The organism is Halomonas sp. PR-M31 (assembly GCF_001039575.1).
In the GTDB taxonomy this organism is placed as follows: domain Bacteria; phylum Pseudomonadota; class Gammaproteobacteria; order Pseudomonadales; family Halomonadaceae; genus Modicisalibacter.
The window spans coordinates 1-19,948 of the sequence record NZ_JIBT01000034.1; the positions used below are offsets into that span (position 1 = coordinate 1).

Genomic DNA, 19,948 nt, shown 5'->3' on the forward strand with positions numbered 1-19,948 from the left:
CAGTGGCATCCCTTGACTTGAGCATGCGGTTGATCAGCAACACCGTACGCGGACACAGCTCATTGGCAGATGGCAGACTGGCCCCATACCATTTAGATAAAAGCGTTTCCAGCCGGTTTTGAAAAAGGAATTGAAGCCAATGTCGTCGAGTTCATCCGAGGCCTTGATATGTGTCTGCGCATTGAGCGCTAGTGCTTCATCGCGAATTTCTCGCCAGTGATTCTCGAAGATATCAAGCTCGGGGAATTTTCTGGTTTCTATGAAAGGCCTGTTTCCTACGGCAGAAAACGCATAAAACAAGCAGTTGACCGGACCCAGAAAATTAGAGTGATCCGTGATTTTGCGTGACAGTCTTTTATGCTGCATATTGCCACGATTCTGAATATAAACGGCGCAAGAAACGAATATGGCTAAAATGATTAGTCCCATTGCAGGGCTCACCTCCTCGATATTCAGTCATATTCTATTTGTTGGAATGTCGACCTGATGTTGGGCGTATAGGCATTTGTCATGCCTGCATCAAAGGCCCAGGATTTTTCAGATACTGTTCGCGAATGGCCTTGGCGGACCAATAGGTCAAGGCGGCAACAGTACCCGTGGGGTTGTGCTGCATGTTTTGCGGAAAGGCACTGGCTCCCATCACGAACAGATTGTGATAGTCCCAGTGCTGAAGATAGCGATTGAGCACCGAGGTCTTGGGATCGGTGCCCATGATCGCGCCTCCGGTCAGATGGGTGGATTGATAGCTGCTGGCATCAAAATGATCTCCCACCTTCTTGAAACTTTCTGTATGGGAATCCGGCTCGAGCTCCCTGACGATCTCGCGCATGCGATCCGCCATGAACTCGGTCATGCGCAGATCGTTCTCTTTCCAGTCGTAGGTCATACGCAGCAGTGGATCGCCATGGGGATCCTTGTAGGTAGGATCAAGATCGAGATAGCAGTCGCGAAAGGACATGTTGGTGCCGGTAGTACCGAGCATCATGTGATGCCCATAGTGCTCCTTCGCGTTCTTCTTCCACTCACTGCCCCAGTTCGGAGAATCCGCAGGCAGCTTGATGCCGCCGATCGCACCCCCGGGGCCTTGAGTCGTGTAGATATAGGAGCCGCCGATGAAGCCGTGCTTGGCGGTGTCGAAGGTATCCGGGCTAAAATCGTCGATGACTTGACCGCTGGCACCTGCATTGATGAACGGATTGAACTGGTGCCGCTTGAAGTACATGTCCAGCGAACCTGTGATCTGGTAGGAGAAGTTGCGCCCCACCACGCCGGTATTGGCTTCTGGGTCATAGGGTTCGCCGAGTTCAGACAGCAGTAGCAGCTTGATATTGGACAGCGGAAAGGCGCCCAGGATGACCAGATCCGCCGGCTGGAATACTTCGTTACCCTCACCATCCATATAGGTCACGCCGGTGACCGTCTTGCCATCGCGACTCTTGTTGATGCGGCGTACTTCGCAATGGGTGCGATAGCGGAAGTTATCGCGCCGCTTGAGCGCATCCAGAATGCAGGTCTGAGGAGAGGCCTTGGAGTAGTTCAGGCAGCCATAGTTGCTGCAGTAGCCGCAGAAATTGCAAGGTCCAAGCTGCATGCCGTAAGGGTTCGTCCAAGACTCGGACACGTTCGCCGACGGATAGGGATAAGGGTGCCAGCCAAGGCTGCTCGTCGCCTCGATGAACAGGGTATCCGTCAGGGTGCGGGGTAGCGGCGGTAGAGGAAACGGGTTCTGACGTGGCCCCTCGTAGGGATTGCCGCCCTGGATGATTTCGCCTTGAACATTGCCTGCCTGACCGGAAAGCCCGGCCACCCTCTCGAAGAAATCGTAGTGGGGCTCGAGTTCTTCATAGCTGACGCCATAATCCTGGATCGTCATGTTTTCAGGCAGAAAGCCTGAATCGAAGGTCTCGTCGGCAAAGCTCTTGAGAGAGAGTTCGTTGGGCGTGGCACGGTACAGCACGCCGGTCCAGTGAATACCCGCCCCGCCTACGCCGTCACCCGGGTGAAACGTCGACCAGTGCCGCTGGGGCACGGCGGTTTCCTGCTCATTGCGTCGCATGGTCACGGTGCTTTGGCGGGGTCGCTGCATCAGCTCGAGGCGAATACCGTACTTGAGCTCGTCGGCGGGTTTCGGGTAGAGGAAGTCATGCTTGTCCCGATCCGCGCCACGCTCAAGGGCCAGCACGTTCAAACCGGCGTTGGTCAGCTCCATGCCCATGATCGAACCGGTCCAGCCCAGGCCGATGATGACTACGTCTACGGAAGGCTTTGTGGTCGTCACCGTCACACTCCTTGTGAAGGCAGATTCTTGATGAAAAACTAATCACACCTGCGATATTTTTAGCAGGATAACTAAATAACCGGTAACCTAACCAGTTCTTTTTTGTATCGACTTACGGTTTTACCTTGCAGTCTGAAAATACCCTACCTAGAAACATAGAAGACTTGAGCCGAATGCCAACTGCTTCATGCAAGCATAGCCGAGCATTCTGGTAGCTTGTAAATAGAACGGGCAGTTTGGCCTGACAGACAAAGTGGGAGGTTTTCTTGAACCAAGAGTCGGGCAATAGCTCATCGCATCATCCCCGTTCCGGAAATCGCCGTGATTTAGTCAATGCTCCAATCCCTTCTACTCTGCTGATTTTTGCCTTGCCAACCCTACTCTCGTCGGTGCTGCAGTCCCTGAACGGCTCGATCAATACTGCCTGGATCGGTCATCTGATCGGCGAGACCGCGGTGGCGGCTACCACCAACGGCAACCTGGTCATGTTTCTCTTGATCTCCTTCGTGTTCGGCTTCGGCATGGCCTCGACCATTCTCATCGGTCAGGCCGTAGGCCGGCGCAACATTCACGAAGCGCGCCGGGTACTAGGGACGGCGGTGGGTTTCTTTCTGCCCGCGGTCATCGGCATTGCCATCGTTGGCTGGCTATTGGCGCCAGCCCTGCTCGATCTTCTGGATACCGCCGCGGATGTGCAGCCGTTGGCTCTAGCGTATCTGCGCACCATTTTCATTGCCGTGCCGCCGATGCTGATGGCCACCTTGCTGATGATGGCGCTGCGCGGCACCGGCGACTCTCTGACGCCACTGTGGTTCATGGGCATTATTTGCGTGCTCGACAGCGGCCTCAATCCGCTGTTCATTCTTGGCTTAGGGCCTTTACCGACACTTGGCATCGTCGGCTCCGGCGTCGCCACCGTACTGGCCAACTTGATCGGGCTGGGCGCCATGCTCGGCTATATCTATTGGCGCAACCTGCCCCTCAGACTGCGTGGCGAGGAGCTTGCCTTTCTCAAACCCGATCTTGCCTATTTGAAGATCATCGTGCTCAAGGGGATTCCCATGGGGCTACAGATGGTAGTGGTGACCACCTCGGCTCTGGCCATGCTCAGCCTGGTCAATCGCCAGGGCGTGAATACCACCGCTGCTTACGGCGCCACCCAGCAGCTATGGACCTACGTGCAGATGCCCGCCATGGCCCTGGGGGCGGCGGTCAGTGCCATGGCGGCCCAGAGCATCGGTGCCGGGCGCTGGGACCGTCTAAGCGATATCACCCGGGCGGGCATCATGTTCAACCTGCTGTTGACCGGCGCCCTGGTGACCCTGCTGCTGCTGTTCGATCGCAGTGCCCTGGCGCTGTTTCTGGGTTATGACAGCCCGGCAGTGGCCATCGGTCGGCATATTCAGGTCATCGCCACCTGGGGCTTTCTTGCCTTTGGCGTATCCTTTGTGCTGTTCGGCACCGTACGCGCCAACGGCGAAGTACTGCGGCCTTTACTCATCATGTTCATCGCCATGTATCCGGTGCGCCTGGGCATTGCCTGGGGCCTGAAACCCTGGCTGGGAGTGGATGCCCTGTGGTGGAGCTTTCCGGCCAGCATGGTCGCTACCATGTTGATGGCTATCTTGCTGTACAAGCGAGGAAAATGGCGCCGCCGACACGTTATGGCACCAGACCCGCAAGCGCTGAGGGAAGATGAGTGTCAGCACCAGTGCGCTTCAGCGCGGGAGCCTGTGGCAGCATGCGCCCAATGGGATGAGCCAAGGCTTGCTGGATAGGCGTTCGGCCACTCGGACCATGTTTGGGACTATCAGGTACTGGCGTCTACACTCATCATTAGCCTGCAGATAACTTATTCATGGCTTCTGGTTCTTTTGCTGTTGGAAGTATTACTTAATTACCGCAGCGAATGACAATAGACAGTATTACCGCATTTAAAAAAGGAAATGACCACATCATGGCAGATGACAAGGATTCAAAGAGCGCCGGCGTAAACGACCCAAGCCGTCGCCACTTCATCAAGAACACCGGTAGAGCTGCAGGTGGCTTTGTCGGGGGCACACTGCTTGGCAGCGTGTTCACGGGCCAGACGGCACAAGCCGAGCAATCCGCACAGCACGCTCATTCGGTCTCGCGTGGCCCCGAAACCCCCAATTTCCAGGAGGCGCGGCAGTTTTTCACGCGATCGGATGATTTCAACGTGCTCGAAGCGGCCTGCGAACGCATCTTCCCGGAAGATGAACACGGCCCCGGTGCCATCGGTCTGAACGTGCCTTATTACATTGACAAGCAGCTGGCAGGCTCCTGGGGCATCAACGGGCGGGATTACCGAGCTGGGCCCTTTCACCCGCAGACAAAGCAGATCGAGCACGCCAAGCCGCACCCTGAGCGTTCGATTCTGAACCGAGGCGAGATTTTCGTCAGCGGTTTGCGCAAGCTTAACGAAGAGAGCGAAAAGCGCTTCGACGCGCGCTTCGATGAAGCCTCGGAAGATCAGCAGATTCAACTCTTGCAGGATTTCGAGAACGATCACGTGGAAATGGCCGGCATCACGGCTTCGAATTTTTTTGCCCTGCTGCGCCAGGCCACCCTGGAAGGCGCATATTGCGACCCGCTGTATGGCGGCAACAAGAACATGGAAGGCTGGAAGATGAAGGAGTTTCCGGGGCCGCAACCTACCTATGAAGGCTATATCGAAAGGGACGAATTCGTGAAACTCGAGCCGATCAGCCTGGCGAGCTATCAGCAGAAGTAAGGATAAGGAGATCATTTCATGACAGAGAAATTGGACAAGGTCGACGCCGTTATCGTGGGTTCCGGCTGGGCCGGCGGTATCGTTGCTGCACAGTTGACAAAGAAAGGGCACAAGGTGGTCGTGCTGGAGCGCGGAAAAGCAAAAGAACCGCTTGACTACGTCACGTCGAAAGACGAGCTGCGCTATTCGGTACGCTACGACTTGATGCAGGATCTGAACAAGGAAACGATCACCTCGCGCAACGGGCTGGACAAGACCGCGGAGCCGGTGCGCAACAACGCTCATGCAAGACTAGGCACGGATACCGGCGGCGCCGGCGTTCACTGGAACGGTTGGGCCTTTCGCTGGCTGCCCTACGATTTCGAGATCTACTCAAAGACCGTAGAGCGCTACGGCAAGGACAAGATTCCGGAGCAGGCGACGATCCAGGACTGGGGCATCACCTACGATGAGCTCGAGCCCTACTATGATCAATATGAAAAGATGGCGGGCATTTCGGGAGAAAAGAACCCGCTCGGCCCCTGGCGCTCAAGCCCCTACCCTAACCCGCCAATGAAGAACACGCCGTCTATCAATCTGTTCAAGAATGCAAGTAAAAGCCTTGGCTATCACCCCTACCATATGCCATCGGCCAACGTGACCGAGACCTACATCAACCCGGACGGCGAGCTGATCAACGGCTGTGTGTACTGCGCGTTCTGCCAGGAGTATGGGTGTGGCTTCAATGCCAAGGCCAGTCCATTGATTACCGTGCTGCCCACCGCGCAAAAAACCGGCAATCTCGAGCTTCGCAACAACGCCAACGTCACCCGAGTCACCCACGACAATGCCCGTGCATCCGGCGTTGTCTATACGGACACCAGCACCGGCGAGACCTTTGAACAGCCGGCGGGTGTCGTCGTGCTGGCCGGGTTCGTGTTCAACAACACGCGATTGCTACTGCTGTCGGACATCGGCGAGCCCTACGATCCAAAGACCGGCAAGGGCATCATCGGCAAGAACTTCACCGGGCATTTCAACAATCTCACCACCTATATCGGCGCCCATGGCTTCTTCAAGAACAAGAAGTTCAATACCTACATGGGCACCGGGGCGCTTGGCGCCACCATCGACGACTTCAGTGGAGACCACAAGGATCACTCGGATCTGGATTTTTTGCATGGCTTCGAGGTGCATTACGCTCAGCTGGGCAATCGTCCTATCGCCAACAACCATGTTCCCAAGGGCACGCCTACCTGGGGCAAGGAATTCAAGAAGAACTCTCTTTTCTACTACAACCGCTACCTGTTCGTGACGCCCCAGACCGGGTTCTTGCCGAATAAGAATACCTACATGGATCTGGACCCCACCTACAAGGATGCGCTTGGCAACCCACTGCTGCGGGTAACCTGCGAATACCTGAACGAGGATCGCAATCGGGCCCGGGCCGGGGTGGACGTGTGCAAGCAGATCATGGAGAAGATGGGCGCAGATATCATTGACGTCGACGAGGTGGCAGATGATGCGAACTTCGATCATCAGTTCTATACCGATCACTTCTTCGGCGGTGCGATCATGGGAGAAAGCCCGGACAACTCCGCAGTGAACACTTATTCCCAGATGTGGGACATGGAAAACCTGTTCGTGGTGGGTGGCTCGTCGTTTCCCCACAACAGCAACTACAACCCGACAGGGACGATCGGGGCCTTTGCCTATCGCGCTGCCGAAGGTATCAATACCTATTTTGAGCAAGGCGGCGGCCTTGTAGATCAGAAGGAAACATCTGAAAACAATGCCTAGCCCAATGTGTTCTGAATTCGAGATGTTGCAGCAAAGCGACGATCACCGTCGTCGGCAACATTGTGAAGCACCGTGCACTATAGTATCTGCACACGCCATGAAAGGCGTGGCAGCTAAGTACTATCTCGAAACACCGCAATAACAAACGAGGTGCAGCATGAAACGATCTTCCTTTTGGCGTCGCACGGCCTGGACTCTGATGTTCACGTCGATAAGCGTCGGTGTCGCCCATGCTCAAGAAGCCATTCTCGAGGGTGAGCGCTTCAATCCTGAAGTCAGTGAGAAAGGCATGGTGGCCACCAGCCATTTCTTGGCATCGGAGGTCGCCAGAGACGTATTGGCGAAGGGCGGAAACGCCGTGGACGCGGCGGTAACCGCGGGGTTTGCTCTCGCCGTGACCCAGCCGCGCTCCGGCAACATCGGCGGCGGCGGCTTCATGCTGGTATCGGATGAGAAAAGTGGCGAGGTCATCGCCATCGATTATCGGGAGAAAGCCCCGGCGGCGGCTTTCGAGACCATGTTCCAGAACGACGAAGGCGAGGCGGTTTCTGAGCTTTCCCGCTATACCCACAACGCTTCCGGGGTGCCGGGCACCGTTGCCGGTCTGGCGTTGGCACTTGAGAAATACGGCACCTTGAGCCTGGCCGATGCCTTGGCCCCGGCGATTCGTCTGGCGGAGGACGGCTTTGCCCTGCCCCAGCGTTTCGTGGACGGCATTCGCGATACCCGGGAGCGGCTGGAGCCGTGGCCCGGCTCTAGCAAGAAGTTCTTCAAGGAAGATGGCAGTCTTTATCAGGTCGGCGACATCTTCAAGCAGCCGGATCTGGCGGCAACGCTGAAGCGCATTGCCGAGCAGGGCTCTCAAGAGTTTTACGAGGGCAAGACCGCGGAACTGATCGCTGCCCAGATGGAAAAGAACGGTGGCCTGATGACCCTGGAGGATCTGGCCAACTATGAGCCGGCGATTCGTGAGCCTAGCCACGGCACCTATCGCGGCTATGATATCTACGCCATGAGCCCGCCCTCTTCCGGCGGCGTGCATATCGTGCAGATGCTCAACATCCTCGAGAGCTACAACATAGGCGAAATGGGCTTCAACTCTGCCAGAACCATTCATGTCATGGCGGAAGCCATGAAACGCGCCTATGCGGATCGCTCGGAGTATCTAGGGGATACGGATTTCGTCGAGGTGCCGCTAAAAGGCATCACCTCGAAAGGCTACGCGGATGAATTGCGCAGCCAGATATCCATGGACAAGGCCACCCCCAGCGACACCATCGCACCGGGTAACCCGTTGCCCTATGAGTCCAATGAAACCACGCACTTCTCCATTGCCGACGGTAACGGTATGGCGGTCTCGAACACCTACACCATCAACTTCAGCTATGGTTCGGGCATCGTCGTGGAGGGTGCAGGGTTCCTGCTCAACAACGAGATGGACGACTTTTCCGCCAAACCCGGCGTGCCCAACGCCTATGGTCTGATCGGCGGCGAGGCTAACAAGGTCGAACCCAACAAGCGCATGCTCTCTTCCATGACCCCGACCATCGTCAAGAAGGACGGCAAGAACTTCCTGGTGACCGGCAGCCCCGGCGGCTCACGTATCATCACCACCACCTTGCAGGTACTGATGAACGTCATCGATCATGACATGAACATCCAGACTGCCGTGAGCGTACCGCGCATCCATCATCAGTGGCTGCCGGATGAAATTCGCATCGAGCAGGGCATCAGCCCGGACACCATCGCCCTACTCGAGTCTTTGGGTCACAGCGTGAGCAAGCAGGAGGCGATGGGAGCTGCGCAGTCACTAATGATCGAGGATGGCGTCTTCTCCGGCGGTGCGGATCCGCGCCGTTCGACCTCCTCTGCCATGGGGCTTTGATTGTAGCCATCATCTTTACCTTGATCATGCCCCGGTTACGAACCGGGGTTTTTTGTGGAATCAAGCAATCGCGCGTCTGTGTCACAGTGGTAACGATAGTGTCGTCATATCGCCCGTTATTATGAAAATGAATAAAGGATAAGATTGTCATTCCATAAAGGTTGATTTAGCCTTTCATCAAATCGACCGTTTCTGGAATCAAAATGACTCTTTATTCGCTTCTACGCCGTAGCGCTATTGCCTCCGCTATCACTGCGACCCTGGCCACCGGGGTTGCCGCCCCGGCCTTTGCCGCCGATCGAGAGCTGCTCAACTCCTCCTACGATATCGCGCGGGAGCTGTTCGCCACCGTGAATCCTGAGTTCAACGCCTGGTGGCAAGACCAACACGATGAGAGCGTCGAGGTAAAACAGTCCCACGGTGGCTCTTCCAAACAGGCTCGAGCCATCATGCAAGGGCTCAAGGCGGATGTGGTGACCTACAACCAGGTGACCGACGTCAACGTGCTGGCCGAGCAGGGTCTGGTCGCGGAGGACTGGCAGCAGCAATTCCCCAACAACGCTTCCCCCTACTACTCCACCATGGCGTTCCTGGTGCGGGAAGGAAACCCGAAAGGGATCGATAGCTGGGACGATCTGGTGGAAGAAGATGTGGAGCTCGTTTTTCCCAACCCCAAGACCTCGGGCAACGGACGCTATACCTATCTTGCCGCCTGGGCCTACGCGGATCAGGAGTTCGACGGCGACAAGGACAAGATTGAAGAGTTCATGAAAAAATTCCTGGGTAACGTCAAGGTGTTCGATACCGGCGGTCGCGGCGCCACCACCACCTTTGTCGAGCGCAACATCGGCGATGTGCTGCTCAGCTTCGAGTCCGAAGTGAACAACATCAGCAAGGAGTACGGCGAGGACGACTATGATGTGGTGGTGCCGCCGGTGAGTATCCTGGCGGAGTTCCCGGTAGCGGTGGTCGGGAAGGTCGCCGAGCGTAACGACAACACGGATCTGGCCCGGGGCTATCTGGAATATCTCTATACAGAAGAAGCTCAGCGTCTGCTAGCCGGCTTCAACTATCGGGTCAATGACGAGAACGTTCAGAAAGAGTTTGCCGATCAGTTCCCCGAGACCGAGCTTTTACGGGTCGAGGAAGTGTTCGGCGGCTGGGATCAGGTCATGGATAATCACTTCTCCAGCGGCGGTGAACTGGATCAACTGCAGCGCAGGTAAGCATGATCGCCACATTAACGGGCACCGCCCAAAAAAGAGTACTCCCAGGGTTCGGTCTCTCCCTGGGCATCACACTGCTGTTCGTATCTCTCGTACTGCTACTGCCCATGACCAGTCTGGTCGGGCAGTTGGCCGGGCTCAGCCTGGCGGAGTACTGGGCGATCATCACGGAAGAGCGGGTGGTGGCAAGCTATATGATCACCATCGGCGCAGCGGCGGTGGCAGCCATCGTCAATGCGCTGTTCGGCCTGCTGATGGCCTGGGTGTTGGTACGCTATGAGTTCCCGGGACGGCGTCTGCTGGATGCGCTGATGGATCTGCCTTTTGCCCTGCCCACGGCGGTAGCGGGCATCACCCTTGCCACCATGTACTCAAGCAGCGGGTTCATGGGCAAGCTGCTCGCGCCATTGGGCATTGAAATCGCCTACACCTGGATCGGGATTGCGCTTGCCATGGCCTTCACCAGCATTCCTTTCGTGGTGCGCACGGTACAGCCGGTGCTTGAAGATTTGCCTCAGGAGATCGACGAAGCAGCGCTGACACTTGGCGCAAGTGACGCACTCGCCTTTCGCCGGGTGATTCTACCCCATCTATGGCCGGCTCTGGTCACCGGCACGGGGCTTGCTTTCGTACGCTCTCTCGGGGAGTTCGGCGCGGTGATCTTCATTGCCGGCAACATGCCATTTGAGACCGAAATCACCTCACTGATGATCTTCGTCAAGCTGCAGGAGTACGACTATGTGGGCGCTTCCGCCATCGCGTCCGTGGTGCTGGCGGTGTCGCTTGCGCTGTTGCTGGCGTTAAATCTCTGGCAGGGTCGCTTCATTCGCCGGCTGCATGGAGGCAAGGGCTGATGCAACGTATCGGTGATGCACCCCGCACCCGCAGAATATTGATTGGCCTGGCGGTTGCCTGTCCGTGCTGTTTCTGCTGCTGCCGTTGATCGCCATCTTTGCCCAGGCGTTTGCCGAAGGCGTAGCGATCTTCTGGAACAATCTGAGCGATGAATACACGTTGGCGGCCATAGGCCTGACGCTGCTGGTAACGGCTCTCACCATCCCAGTGAATCTTGTCTTCGGTGTCTTTCTGGCCTGGCTGGTCACACGCTTTGAGTTTCCCGGGCGTCGCCTGCTGCAAACCTTGATCGACATCCCTTTCGCGGTATCACCGGTGGTGGCGGGCCTTGTCTACTTACTGCTCTATGGCAGCAGCGGCTGGGTGGGAAGCTGGCTGGACGGCTACGACATTCAACTGATGTTTGCCTGGCCGGGCATCGTGCTGGTGACTATCTTCGTCACCTGCCCTTTTGTCGCCCGGGAGCTGATTCCCTTGATGCAGGCCCAGGGCGCTCTGGAAGAGGAAGCCGCGGTAACCCTGGGTGCCTCCGGTTGGACGATCTTTCGTCGGGTCACTTTGCCCAATATCAAATGGGCGCTGCTTTATGGGGTCATCTTGACTAACGCTCGAGCGGTGGGTGAATTCGGCGCTGTCTCCGTGGTCTCCGGCTCGATTCGCGGGGAAACCAATACATTGCCGCTACACGTCGAGCTGCTGTATCAGGACTACAATACCGTGGGCGCCTTTACCGCCGCCGCTCTATTGGCCCTGATCGCCCTGTTTACTCTGGCCGCCAAGGCTGGCCTTGAATGGCGCGCCACGCGCCGGGAGCAATTCCGATGAGCATTCGCCTGACGAACATTGCCAAGACCTTCGGCCGTACCAAGGCCCTGGAACCGCTCGATCTGAATATCGCCGACGGCGAGCTGGTCGGTCTGCTAGGCCCTTCCGGCTCCGGCAAGACGACGCTTTTGCGCATCATTGCGGGCCTCGAACAGCCTGACCGCGCCTCGCAAGGCTCGATTCACTTCGGTGAGCGGGACGTGACCCAGGTGCATGTGCGCGACCGACGCATCGGCTTCGTCTTTCAGCACTACGCGCTGTTTCGCCACATGAGCGTATTCGACAACGTTGCCTTCGGCCTCACCGCTTTACCACGCCGGGAACGTCCCTCCACCGGCGAGATTCGCACTTGCGTCAATCGGCTGCTGGAGATGGTACGTCTCGAAGAATTCGCCAAGCGCTATCCAGCCCAGCTTTCCGGCGGCCAGCAGCAGCGTGTTTCTCTGGCCCGAGCTTGGCACTCAAACCCGACGTGCTATTGCTGGATGAGCCTTTTGGCGCGCTGGATGCCAAGGTGCGTCAGGAACTCAGGCGCTGGCTGCGTCATCTGCACGACGAGCTAGGTTTTACCAGCGTGTTCGTGACCCACGATCAAGAAGAGGCGCTGGAGCTTTCCGATCGGGTTGTGGTAATGAGCAACGGACGCATCGAGCAGATCGATGAACCGGATACGCTCTATCGTCATCCGGCCAATCGCTTCGTCTTCGAGTTCCTGGGCGACGTCAACCGTCTGGAAGGCAACGTTCGAAATGGCGAACTGACCTGTGGTGATGCGCGGCTTTCCGTCGATCTCCCGGATGGCCATCAAGAACTGCTGATGCGCCCCCACGAGCTCAAGCTGCTTGAAGTTCAGAGTCCTCATTCCCAGCTGCCGGTCACCGTCACCTCGGCGTCTCCCATCGGCGCGAGGTACGGGTCGAACTGATCGCGGACTGGCTACCGGAGCCCTGGCAGGCCACGGTGCGCCATGCGGATTTCGAACGCCTGCACATCAAACGCGGCCAGCGGCTGTTCGTCGAGCCACGCCGCTGGCATCGTTTTGGTCACGCCGAAACCCATGATCAAGAGGTTGAGATCGTCTCGTGATGTGTTAGCCCTTCGAGTTGACTGCAATAGAGGCAGCGATAGTATGGACAGCCTACTTTGACGGCTCTAGCCGGGGCTGACAGAACCGAATCTTTACCAAAGGCTGTCTCATGACGCAGAACGAACAACAGGGCCGCGAAGACCTTGCCGCCGCCTTCCGCTGGACCGCTCGCCTGGGGCTGCATGAGGCAGTTTCGAACCATTTCAGTCTTGCCCTCACGGAACAGGGTTCGCCGTTTCTGGTTCAGCCTGCCGGCCAGCACTTCTCAAGAGTAAGGGCCAGCGATCTGCTGGTAGTCAACGAACACAACGAAGTGATTGGCGGCAAAAAAAGCGTCGATCCAACAGCTTTGTGCCTGCACGGCGCGATCCATCGACTGGTGCCGGGTGCCCGCTGCGTGCTGCATACGCACATGCCCTACGCCACCGCTTTGACCTGCGTGGAAAACGGACGCGTCGAACCCATCAGCCAGAATGCGCTCAAGTTCTATGAGCGTATTGCCTACGACGATGATTTTGGCGGCATGGCCCTGGATGACAGCGAGACCGATCGCATCTGCGCCCTGCTCAAGGACAAACCTGTACTGTTCATGGCCAATCACGGCGTAACCGTCATCGGCAATACGGTTTTAGAAGCCTTTGATCGGCTCTATTTTCTCGAGAAAACCTGCGAAAGCCAGGTGCTTGCCATGTCCACAGGCCTGCCATTGAAACGCGTCGATGACGCGACTGCCAGGCACACTCGCGATCAATGGGAAAACTATCCCGGTCTTGAAAGCAATCACTGGTCGGAGATTCACGCGATTTTACAGGCTGAGAACAGCGACTATCGGGATTGAGCAAAACGAGAGGCTGAGAGTACGTAAATGACAGCCACTGAATCAGCTAGCACAAACTTGACGGGCCCGCGGGTCGGTCACCTCGTCAGCCTGAAGAATCTTGGTGGTATCGAACGTAGTTTCAGTCAGTTCTTGGCGCAGTATGGCGATGCGTACGATCATCATGTGTTGAAGCAAACCGATAGGGTACATCCCATCGTGGCGTCAAGCCTGGCCACATTCGACTCGACTAGAATTCACAGTATCAAAGGGCCTTGCGGGCTCAAGATTCCGCGTTTGTTGAGCGGTCTACGAGAGCGCTATCAGCGCAGGCTGCTGAGGGTACTGGATCTCAAGGCTATCCTGGTATGGGGCAAGATTGTCGATCATCCACTGGTTTTCCCTGATCACCTATCACTGATCCACTACGAGCGAGGCAGTGCCTGGCTAGCCGATGAACGCGAGAACGTACACAGCTATCTGAACCGGATAAACGGTGTAGCCTGCAATTCTCGCGCTGCGCTGCGCATGCTGCAACTCAAGTGGGGGGTCGCTCCGAGCTTGCCGGCTCGTATCATTCACAACACGATTAAACTTCCTCGTCAGTATTCACACCATCCTGAAGGGCGTTTTCGCTTGGGGTTCGCAGGACGCTTGATAGCTCTCAAGGCACCCATGATTGCTCTGGAGACGTTCGCTGAGCTGAAAATCCGCTGTCCCCACGCAGAGCTTTGGATTGCGGGCGAAGGTCCTCAACTGGCGGTGCTGCACAAGCTGACACAACGCTGGGGCTTACAGGAAAGCGTGCGTTTCTGCGGCTTGGTCGATGATATGACGACCTTCTACATGGAACTGGACGCTTTTATCTGCCCTTCATGGCGAGAGCCCTTCGGTAACGTGGCTCTGGAAGCGCTTGCCCATGGTGTACCGACACTGGTGGGCTGCGTCGATGGCTTGGCGGAGCAGATCCTGGACGGAGAGAACGGTGCGGTGTTATCGCCTAGACGTGAGCGAGGTGAATTGGGGCAATACGGCAAGGAATGCCTGATGGGACCCAATGAGGTCTATTCTCCTGAAAAGGATGCAGTCGTTCAGGCTGGAATCATCGATCCTGAAGAAGCCGCCGCCATCCTGAGCACCTGGGCCGAGTCACCCTCGCTTCGTCGTCTTATGGGTGAAAATGCTCGCATTCGAATTGGCCGGGATTTCAATCTGGATGATTATGGCCACAAATTGTTGGAATTCATTTCCGAGGTGGTAAGCAAGAATCGATGCTAGAAGCGGTGCTGCTTTTCTGGGTGCTTCTTGAGTCGAGCCATTACCTATCAGTTCCAGTGTTGGTCAGCGGCCTGATACAAGTAGCCGCTTTAATCAAACCTCTATCTTCTATGCCACCATCAGATTCCCTTACAAGTCGTGGTATGGCTTGACAAGTATCTTTCGACAGAGAGAACCCTATACTTTTTTATTAGCGGCCCTCAACGCTATACTGCCGCCCGGGAGCGGCAGTTTTATTTAAAGAGGAAAACAAATGATGCAAATTTCAAGAAAGACGCTTTTCCTAGGCTGGCTGGTCGGTTTGCTGTTGCTGGTGGGCTGCGCGCAAAGCCCACAGTATCTGCAGGTAAAGCCCAGCGTTGGCCAGAGCCTGCCCCAGGTGGGCAACGGTCAGAGCGTGACGCTGGATGTAGTGGATGGGCGTGAATCGGATGTATTGGGCACTCGCAGCGGTGCGGCCATGTCCACCGCCGTGATCAGCGTCGAAGCCCACGATCTGATGCCCAAGCTGAAGAGCCAGGCCGAACAGGCGCTAGTTCAAATGGGCTTCAACCCTACTACAGAACCGGCTCCCGGGCGTCCTAGCCTGACTCTTACCCTGACGGATCTCAGCTATCAGAAGGCGGAAGGTAAACCGATGCTCGACAAGGCCGTGCTGCTTGCGCGCTTTCGCGCCGTGGCAGGTAACGATCGCCAGACTTACACCGGTACCTATACCGCCAAGCGTGAGCAAGAATATGCCATGAAGCCTGGACGCGAAGCCAACACCAACATGGTCAGCGAGCTATTGAGCCGGGCGCTCCAGCGAACTTTCAATGACCCCCAAATTGGAAGTCAGTTGGCACGCTAACCGCGGCAGCAAGACCAGGAGCCTCATTTTGGGGCCCCTGCTTCCCTACTCTTTTCCTACCCGTATTGGCTTTCTGGGTTCGCACTTTTAAATTATTTTTCCTATGGTTGAGTAGCGTATTTACTACGCGAAATACATGGCATTGGCTGCGGAACAACCATTGATCCTGTCTCGATCCTTTATGGTTCGTACGCGGTGTTGCCAACCACTTTTATTAAGCATGGAGCGCTTACAATGAAAGCATTGACCTATCATGGCAGCCGAGATGTTCGGGTCGACAACGTCGACGACCCTTCGCTGCAAAACGAAGAAGACATCATTTTACGAGTTACGGCGACCGCTATCTGCGGCTCCGACTTGCATCTTTATCGGGGCAGCATGCCGACCGTCGAGTCCGGCGACATCTTCGGCCATGAATTCATGGGCGTCGTTGAAGACGCGGGCTCTGCTGTAAGCAGTGTCAAGAAAGGCGATCGTGTGGTAATCCCCTTCGTGATTTCCTGTGGCAGCTGCTTCTTTTGCCAGATGTCGCTGTATGCTGCCTGTGAAACCACTAATACCGGTGCAGGTGGCGCGCTCAACAAGAAGTCGATTCCCGCCCCGGCTGCCTTGTTCGGCTTCTCTCACATGTATGGCGGTGTGCCTGGTGGCCAGGCGGAATATGTGCGGGTTCCTTACGCCAACACCAATGCGTTCAAGATTCCAGACGGCCTCGATGATGAACAGGTCCTGTTCATGTCGGACATTCTCCCTACGGGTTATCAGGCGGCGGTAAATGCCAACGTGCAAAAGGGTCACAGCGTTGCAATTTATGGCGCCGGACCGGTAGGACTGATGACTGTGGCCTGTGCTCGCCTGATGGGCGCCGAGAAGATATTCCTAGTCGACCGTGAGCAATATCGTCTGGACTTCGCCAAGAAAACCTACGCCGTCGAGATCATCAATCTTGATAAGGATGAAGACCCGGCGGAGACCATCATCAAGGAAAGCGGCGGTCGCGGCGTCGATTCCGTCATCGATGCGGTAGGCTATGAAGCCGTGGGCCATGGGGGCAAAATGCCAACGCTCGATCACTTCAAAGTCGAAAGCAGTGATATCGCTTTGCACCAGTGTCTTGCAGCGGTACGCCGAGGCGGTACGGTCAGCGTTCCTGGTATTTATGCCGGCGCAATCGATGGCTTCTTGATGGGGGATTTTTTCGATAAGGGGCTTGCCATGCGGGGCGGCCAGACCCATGTTCATAGCTTTTTGCCCAAACTGCTCGAGTACGTGCAAAAAGGCGAACTGAAACCGGAAGTCATTATCAGCCATCGCTTGAAACTCGATCAGGCGGCGGAAGGCTACAAGATGTTCGATGAAAAACAAGATGAATGCCGCAAAATCGTGATGACACCTTAAACATCTCGAAGGCTTTCAAAGTGTTCGCATATCCACCTGCATTCGTCGATGCAGGTGGATTTCGTTGATGCAGCTTATCTCCTTTTGTGCACCCTGTTTTCTTAGCAGGCTTATATTTCGCTTGGCCCTCGTCTAGTCAGTGTCCAGATATGCTCGCTGAATCCCCGGTCATCCGCTGGTAGAACGTCCAGAAGCTCGACTTCGAAATTAGGAGTGAACAACAGCCGCACTTCATCGGATTCGACGTGATACGGAGGGCCTTTCTCCGGCAGAATGCTGCGGGTAATAGTGATCATCAGTCCCTTGGCGCCCGGCGGTAACAGTTGGGCCAGATGAAAGGCGTAACGCTGGCGCGCCGCTGAGCGCAGCGCAATGAGAGATGCGCGATCGTAAAACGACTGAATTTCACGCGTATTCTCGATATGCAGCTGGAAGAAGTCACCGCACCAGAGTTCCACGTTCCCCTGGCGCCAGATATCGAAAGGCTCGCGATGGTACCGAGCCACCTCCCCTTCGCCTTCCGCCAGGAACTCTTCGATGGCCTGGGAGGAAAGTTCGATACCCAGCACCGGATAGCCGCGCTGTGCAAGCCAGCGCATGTCCAAGCTTTTACCACACAAAGGTACTAGCACCTTACCCCCAGCAGGAACGTTTAGGCTCGGCCAGTAACGCATAAGCTGAGGATGGGTCTTCTCAAGATGAAACCCTATGCGGCCATCGCGCCAGCGCTCAATCCATTCGTTAGCCATCATCTGATCCTTTTCAACAACCGCCAGCTAAAAGAGCAAGTCATTGATAAAATTAGCTTTATTTACCAATTGAATATTTTCGATGCCAACCTGATTCGTTACGATCCACACATTCTGTGGATAAACCTTGGGACAAACCTATATCAACCATCCCGAGACGACGCCTTATCTCAGGTCTCAGGATTTGTTTATTTTTTGATCACTTAACTATCGTCTCTTGGCGGAAAGCTGATGGACCTTGGAAACTCCGCTATCTTGCCATCCGCCTTGGTCGCCTTGGGGGTTCCTTCCCGTTCCACCTCATCGATGCGCACGATGGCGTTGAGGGGAATATAGCTGCGTTGAACGCCCTCAAACGTACGCCTGAGCTTTTCGCTCGAAGGATCGACCACCAGCTTCGAGGCATCCTCGAAGACGAAGGTTTCCACTTCGATGAATCCCCATAGATCGCTCTGAAAGATTTCCCGAGCGTAAAGTTCCCAGACTTCCCCTTGGTTATGAAACACCACACGATAGATCGGCTTTGCGGCCATGCTGCTCCTGTCTGTTGCGAGACACGTTGAGTTGATTGGAAAGGTTGGTTAAGTGATTACCGCAGAATATAAAGTTATCGCGCTAGAATACCACAGCTATCACCCCTTCAAAGGTGGGGTCACGAGGGAGGTTTGAGACAGAGAGTCCTGGGACGACGCTGGTCAATGCCTGAAGCGATACGTACAATATGAAGCCCAGGCTTTTCATGTCTAGTTCGGCCACTTTCCTCGGTCGCGCATTCACTTTTATCACGGACCAATCGAGCGCCTTTGCTGCGCTGATACTCTATGGCGAAGAAACTCTTCATCAAGACTCACGGCTGTCAAATGAACGAGTACGACTCTGCCCGCATGGCGGATCTGCTCGGCGAATCTCATCAGATGGAGCTGACGGATGACGAGCGCGAGGCGGACGTCATCTTGCTCAACACCTGCTCGATTCGTGAAAAGGCCCAGGAGAAGGTGTTTCACCAGCTCGGTCGCTGGAAGAAACTCAAACAGAAAAACCCTGATCTGGTCATTGGCGTAGGCGGCTGTGTGGCGAGTCAGGAAGGCGAGAGTCTGCGCAAGCGCGCCCCCCACGTGGATATGGTATTCGGCCCGCAGACCCTGCACCGGGTACCTTCGATGCTCGACTCCCAGCGCGCCGATCATATTTCCGTCGTGGACGTGACCTTCCCCGAGATCGAGAAGTTCGATCATCTACCCAAACCAAGCTCCGATGGCGCCACTGCCTTCGTCTCCATCATGGAAGGCTGCTCGAAGTACTGCAGCTTCTGTGTCGTGCCCTATACCCGGGGCGAAGAAGTATCTCGCCCGTTTGAAAGCGTGATGGACGAAATCATTCACCTGGCGGAGCAAGGCGTGCGGGAAGTCAATCTGCTGGGTCAGAACGTCAATGCCTATCGCGGCGAGAACGAGTTTGGCGATGAGATCGACCTGGCGGAGCTGATCGCCTGTGTCGCTGCCGTCGACGGCATCGATCGTATTCGTTTCACCACCTCTCACCCGGTGGAATTCACCGACAGCCTGATCGAGGCCTACGGCGAGATTCCAGAACTGGTCAGCCATCTGCATCTGCCGGTGCAGTCCGGCTCTGATCGTATTCTGAGTGCCATGAAGCGCGGTCACACCGCTGAGGAATATATCGACAAAATGGAGCGCATTCGCGCCCTGCGCCCGGACATCAGCTTCTCTTCAGACTTCATCATCGGCTTTCCGGGAGAAACCCAGGCGGACTTCGAAGCGACCATGGATCTGATTCAGCGCATTGGTTTCGATGCCTCCTTCAGCTTCGTCTACTCTGCCCGTCCTGGCACTCCGGCGGCCAGTCTTGAAGACGACACTCCGGAGGCAGTCAAGAAGCAGCGCCTGGCGATTCTTCAAGAACGCATTCTCCAGAACGTCATGCAGATCAGTCGCCGCATGGTGGGCACGACCCAGCGCATCCTGGTGACGGGCTTCTCCCCTCGCGATCCGGGTCAGCTTTCAGGGCGCACCGAAAATAACCGGGTGGTCAATTTCCGTACTGCCAATCCTACAGAGCTGATCGGGGGCTTCGTTGATGTCGTAATCACCGAAGCGTTGCCTAACTCGTTACGCGGTGAACTGGCCTCAATCGAGCTACACTAAA

15 protein-coding genes and 2 pseudogenes are annotated in these 19,948 nt (G+C 56.1%); 13 read left to right on the forward strand and 4 right to left on the reverse strand.

Going from position 1 to position 19,948, the window contains the following annotated elements; all coding sequences use genetic code 11:
* Positions 1 to 33: 33 nt before the first annotated feature.
* Positions 34 to 429 carry an aspartyl/asparaginyl beta-hydroxylase domain-containing protein gene (locus CH74_RS10180; protein ID WP_053070712.1) on the reverse strand — a complete coding sequence of 132 codons (396 nt, stop codon included), beginning with the start codon at positions 427 to 429 and terminating at the stop codon, positions 34 to 36.
* Between the two features lie 79 nt (positions 430 to 508).
* On the reverse strand, positions 509 to 2,278 hold the full coding sequence (locus CH74_RS10185) for a GMC family oxidoreductase (RefSeq protein ID WP_048307353.1): 1,770 nt from the start codon (positions 2,276 to 2,278) through the stop codon (positions 509 to 511).
* A gap of 266 nt (positions 2,279 to 2,544) precedes the next feature.
* Between CH74_RS10185 and CH74_RS10190 the strand changes: the two genes are divergently transcribed.
* The 12 genes and pseudogenes from CH74_RS10190 (at position 2,545) to CH74_RS10245 (ending at position 17,033) form a co-directional block, all read left to right on the forward strand.
* Positions 2,545 to 4,056 carry an MATE family efflux transporter gene (locus CH74_RS10190; RefSeq protein ID WP_082140380.1) on the forward strand — a complete coding sequence of 504 codons (1,512 nt, stop codon included), beginning with the start codon at positions 2,545 to 2,547 and terminating at the stop codon, positions 4,054 to 4,056.
* 179 nt (positions 4,057 to 4,235) lie between these two features.
* Positions 4,236 to 5,033 (forward strand): gluconate 2-dehydrogenase subunit 3 family protein, encoded by a 798-nt coding sequence (locus tag CH74_RS10195; RefSeq protein ID WP_048307354.1) that lies wholly within the window; start codon positions 4,236 to 4,238, stop codon positions 5,031 to 5,033.
* Positions 5,034 to 5,051: 18 nt separating this feature from the next.
* Entirely contained in the window at positions 5,052 to 6,812 is a 1,761-nt protein-coding gene (locus CH74_RS10200; RefSeq protein ID WP_048307355.1) for a GMC family oxidoreductase, read from the forward strand.
* A 199-nt stretch (positions 6,813 to 7,011) separates the two neighbouring features.
* Positions 7,012 to 8,697, forward strand: coding sequence for a gamma-glutamyltransferase (gene ggt / locus CH74_RS10205; protein WP_253273033.1), 1,686 nt, complete (start codon positions 7,012 to 7,014; stop codon positions 8,695 to 8,697).
* A 203-nt stretch (positions 8,698 to 8,900) separates the two neighbouring features.
* The gene (cysP, locus tag CH74_RS10210) at positions 8,901 to 9,923 is read left to right on the forward strand and encodes a thiosulfate ABC transporter substrate-binding protein CysP (protein WP_048307357.1); all 1,023 of its coding nucleotides are present in this window, start codon (positions 8,901 to 8,903) and stop codon (positions 9,921 to 9,923) included.
* Between the two features lie 2 nt (positions 9,924 to 9,925).
* Entirely contained in the window at positions 9,926 to 10,777 is an 852-nt protein-coding gene (gene cysT, locus CH74_RS10215) for a sulfate ABC transporter permease subunit CysT (RefSeq protein WP_048307358.1), read from the forward strand.
* Positions 10,777 to 11,603: pseudogene (cysW, locus tag CH74_RS10220) on the forward strand (sulfate ABC transporter permease subunit CysW). Before cysT ends, cysW begins: the two are co-directional and overlap by 1 nt.
* Positions 11,600 to 12,689: pseudogene (locus tag CH74_RS10225) on the forward strand (sulfate/molybdate ABC transporter ATP-binding protein). Before cysW ends, CH74_RS10225 begins: the two co-directional pseudogenes overlap by 4 nt.
* A 110-nt stretch (positions 12,690 to 12,799) precedes the next feature.
* Positions 12,800 to 13,528, forward strand: coding sequence for a class II aldolase/adducin family protein (locus CH74_RS10230; RefSeq protein ID WP_048307359.1), 729 nt, complete (start codon positions 12,800 to 12,802; stop codon positions 13,526 to 13,528).
* Between the two features lie 57 nt (positions 13,529 to 13,585).
* A complete protein-coding gene (locus CH74_RS10235) occupies positions 13,586 to 14,785 on the forward strand; it encodes a glycosyltransferase family 4 protein (protein ID WP_172656328.1) in 1,200 nt (399 codons plus the stop codon).
* Positions 14,786 to 15,041: 256 nt separating this feature from the next.
* The gene (locus CH74_RS10240; protein WP_048307413.1) at positions 15,042 to 15,635 is read left to right on the forward strand and encodes a YajG family lipoprotein; all 594 of its coding nucleotides are present in this window, start codon (positions 15,042 to 15,044) and stop codon (positions 15,633 to 15,635) included.
* A gap of 234 nt (positions 15,636 to 15,869) precedes the next feature.
* Positions 15,870 to 17,033 carry a zinc-dependent alcohol dehydrogenase gene (locus CH74_RS10245; RefSeq protein WP_048307362.1) on the forward strand — a complete coding sequence of 388 codons (1,164 nt, stop codon included), beginning with the start codon at positions 15,870 to 15,872 and terminating at the stop codon, positions 17,031 to 17,033.
* 110 nt (positions 17,034 to 17,143) lie between these two features.
* On the opposite strand, the gene CH74_RS10250 is transcribed toward CH74_RS10245, so the two are convergent.
* Both CH74_RS10250 and CH74_RS10255 read right to left on the reverse strand, forming a co-directional pair.
* Entirely contained in the window at positions 17,144 to 17,782 is a 639-nt protein-coding gene (locus tag CH74_RS10250) for a thiopurine S-methyltransferase (RefSeq protein ID WP_048307363.1), read from the reverse strand.
* A 203-nt stretch (positions 17,783 to 17,985) separates the two neighbouring features.
* Positions 17,986 to 18,315 carry a DUF1820 family protein gene (locus tag CH74_RS10255; RefSeq protein WP_048307365.1) on the reverse strand — a complete coding sequence of 110 codons (330 nt, stop codon included), beginning with the start codon at positions 18,313 to 18,315 and terminating at the stop codon, positions 17,986 to 17,988.
* Positions 18,316 to 18,603: 288 nt separating this feature from the next.
* Between CH74_RS10255 and miaB the strand changes: the two genes are divergently transcribed.
* Positions 18,604 to 19,947: a tRNA (N6-isopentenyl adenosine(37)-C2)-methylthiotransferase MiaB gene (miaB, locus tag CH74_RS10260; RefSeq protein ID WP_048307366.1), complete on the forward strand. Its 1,344-nt coding sequence runs from the start codon at positions 18,604 to 18,606 to the stop codon at positions 19,945 to 19,947.
* Position 19,948: the final 1 nt, after the last annotated feature.

Bases quoted from the DNA above. Each gene is read 5' to 3' on its own strand.
- CH74_RS10230 (WP_048307359.1), top strand. From the start codon at position 12,800: ATGACGCAGAACGAACAACAGGGCCGCGAAGACCTTGCCGCCGCCTTC.
- CH74_RS10245 (WP_048307362.1), top strand. From the start codon at position 15,870: ATGAAAGCATTGACCTATCATGGCAGCCGAGATGTTCGGGTCGACAAC.
- cysP (WP_048307357.1), top strand. From the start codon at position 8,901: ATGACTCTTTATTCGCTTCTACGCCGTAGCGCTATTGCCTCCGCTATC.
- CH74_RS10240 (WP_048307413.1), top strand. From the start codon at position 15,042: ATGCAAATTTCAAGAAAGACGCTTTTCCTAGGCTGGCTGGTCGGTTTG.
- CH74_RS10250 (WP_048307363.1), bottom strand. From the start codon at position 17,782: ATGGCTAACGAATGGATTGAGCGCTGGCGCGATGGCCGCATAGGGTTT.
- miaB (WP_048307366.1), top strand. From the start codon at position 18,604: ATGGCGAAGAAACTCTTCATCAAGACTCACGGCTGTCAAATGAACGAG.
- CH74_RS10195 (WP_048307354.1), top strand. From the start codon at position 4,236: ATGGCAGATGACAAGGATTCAAAGAGCGCCGGCGTAAACGACCCAAGC.
- CH74_RS10200 (WP_048307355.1), top strand. From the start codon at position 5,052: ATGACAGAGAAATTGGACAAGGTCGACGCCGTTATCGTGGGTTCCGGC.
- cysT (WP_048307358.1), top strand. From the start codon at position 9,926: ATGATCGCCACATTAACGGGCACCGCCCAAAAAAGAGTACTCCCAGGG.
- CH74_RS10180 (WP_053070712.1), bottom strand. From the start codon at position 429: ATGGGACTAATCATTTTAGCCATATTCGTTTCTTGCGCCGTTTATATT.
- ggt (WP_253273033.1), top strand. From the start codon at position 7,012: ATGTTCACGTCGATAAGCGTCGGTGTCGCCCATGCTCAAGAAGCCATT.
- CH74_RS10255 (WP_048307365.1), bottom strand. From the start codon at position 18,315: ATGGCCGCAAAGCCGATCTATCGTGTGGTGTTTCATAACCAAGGGGAA.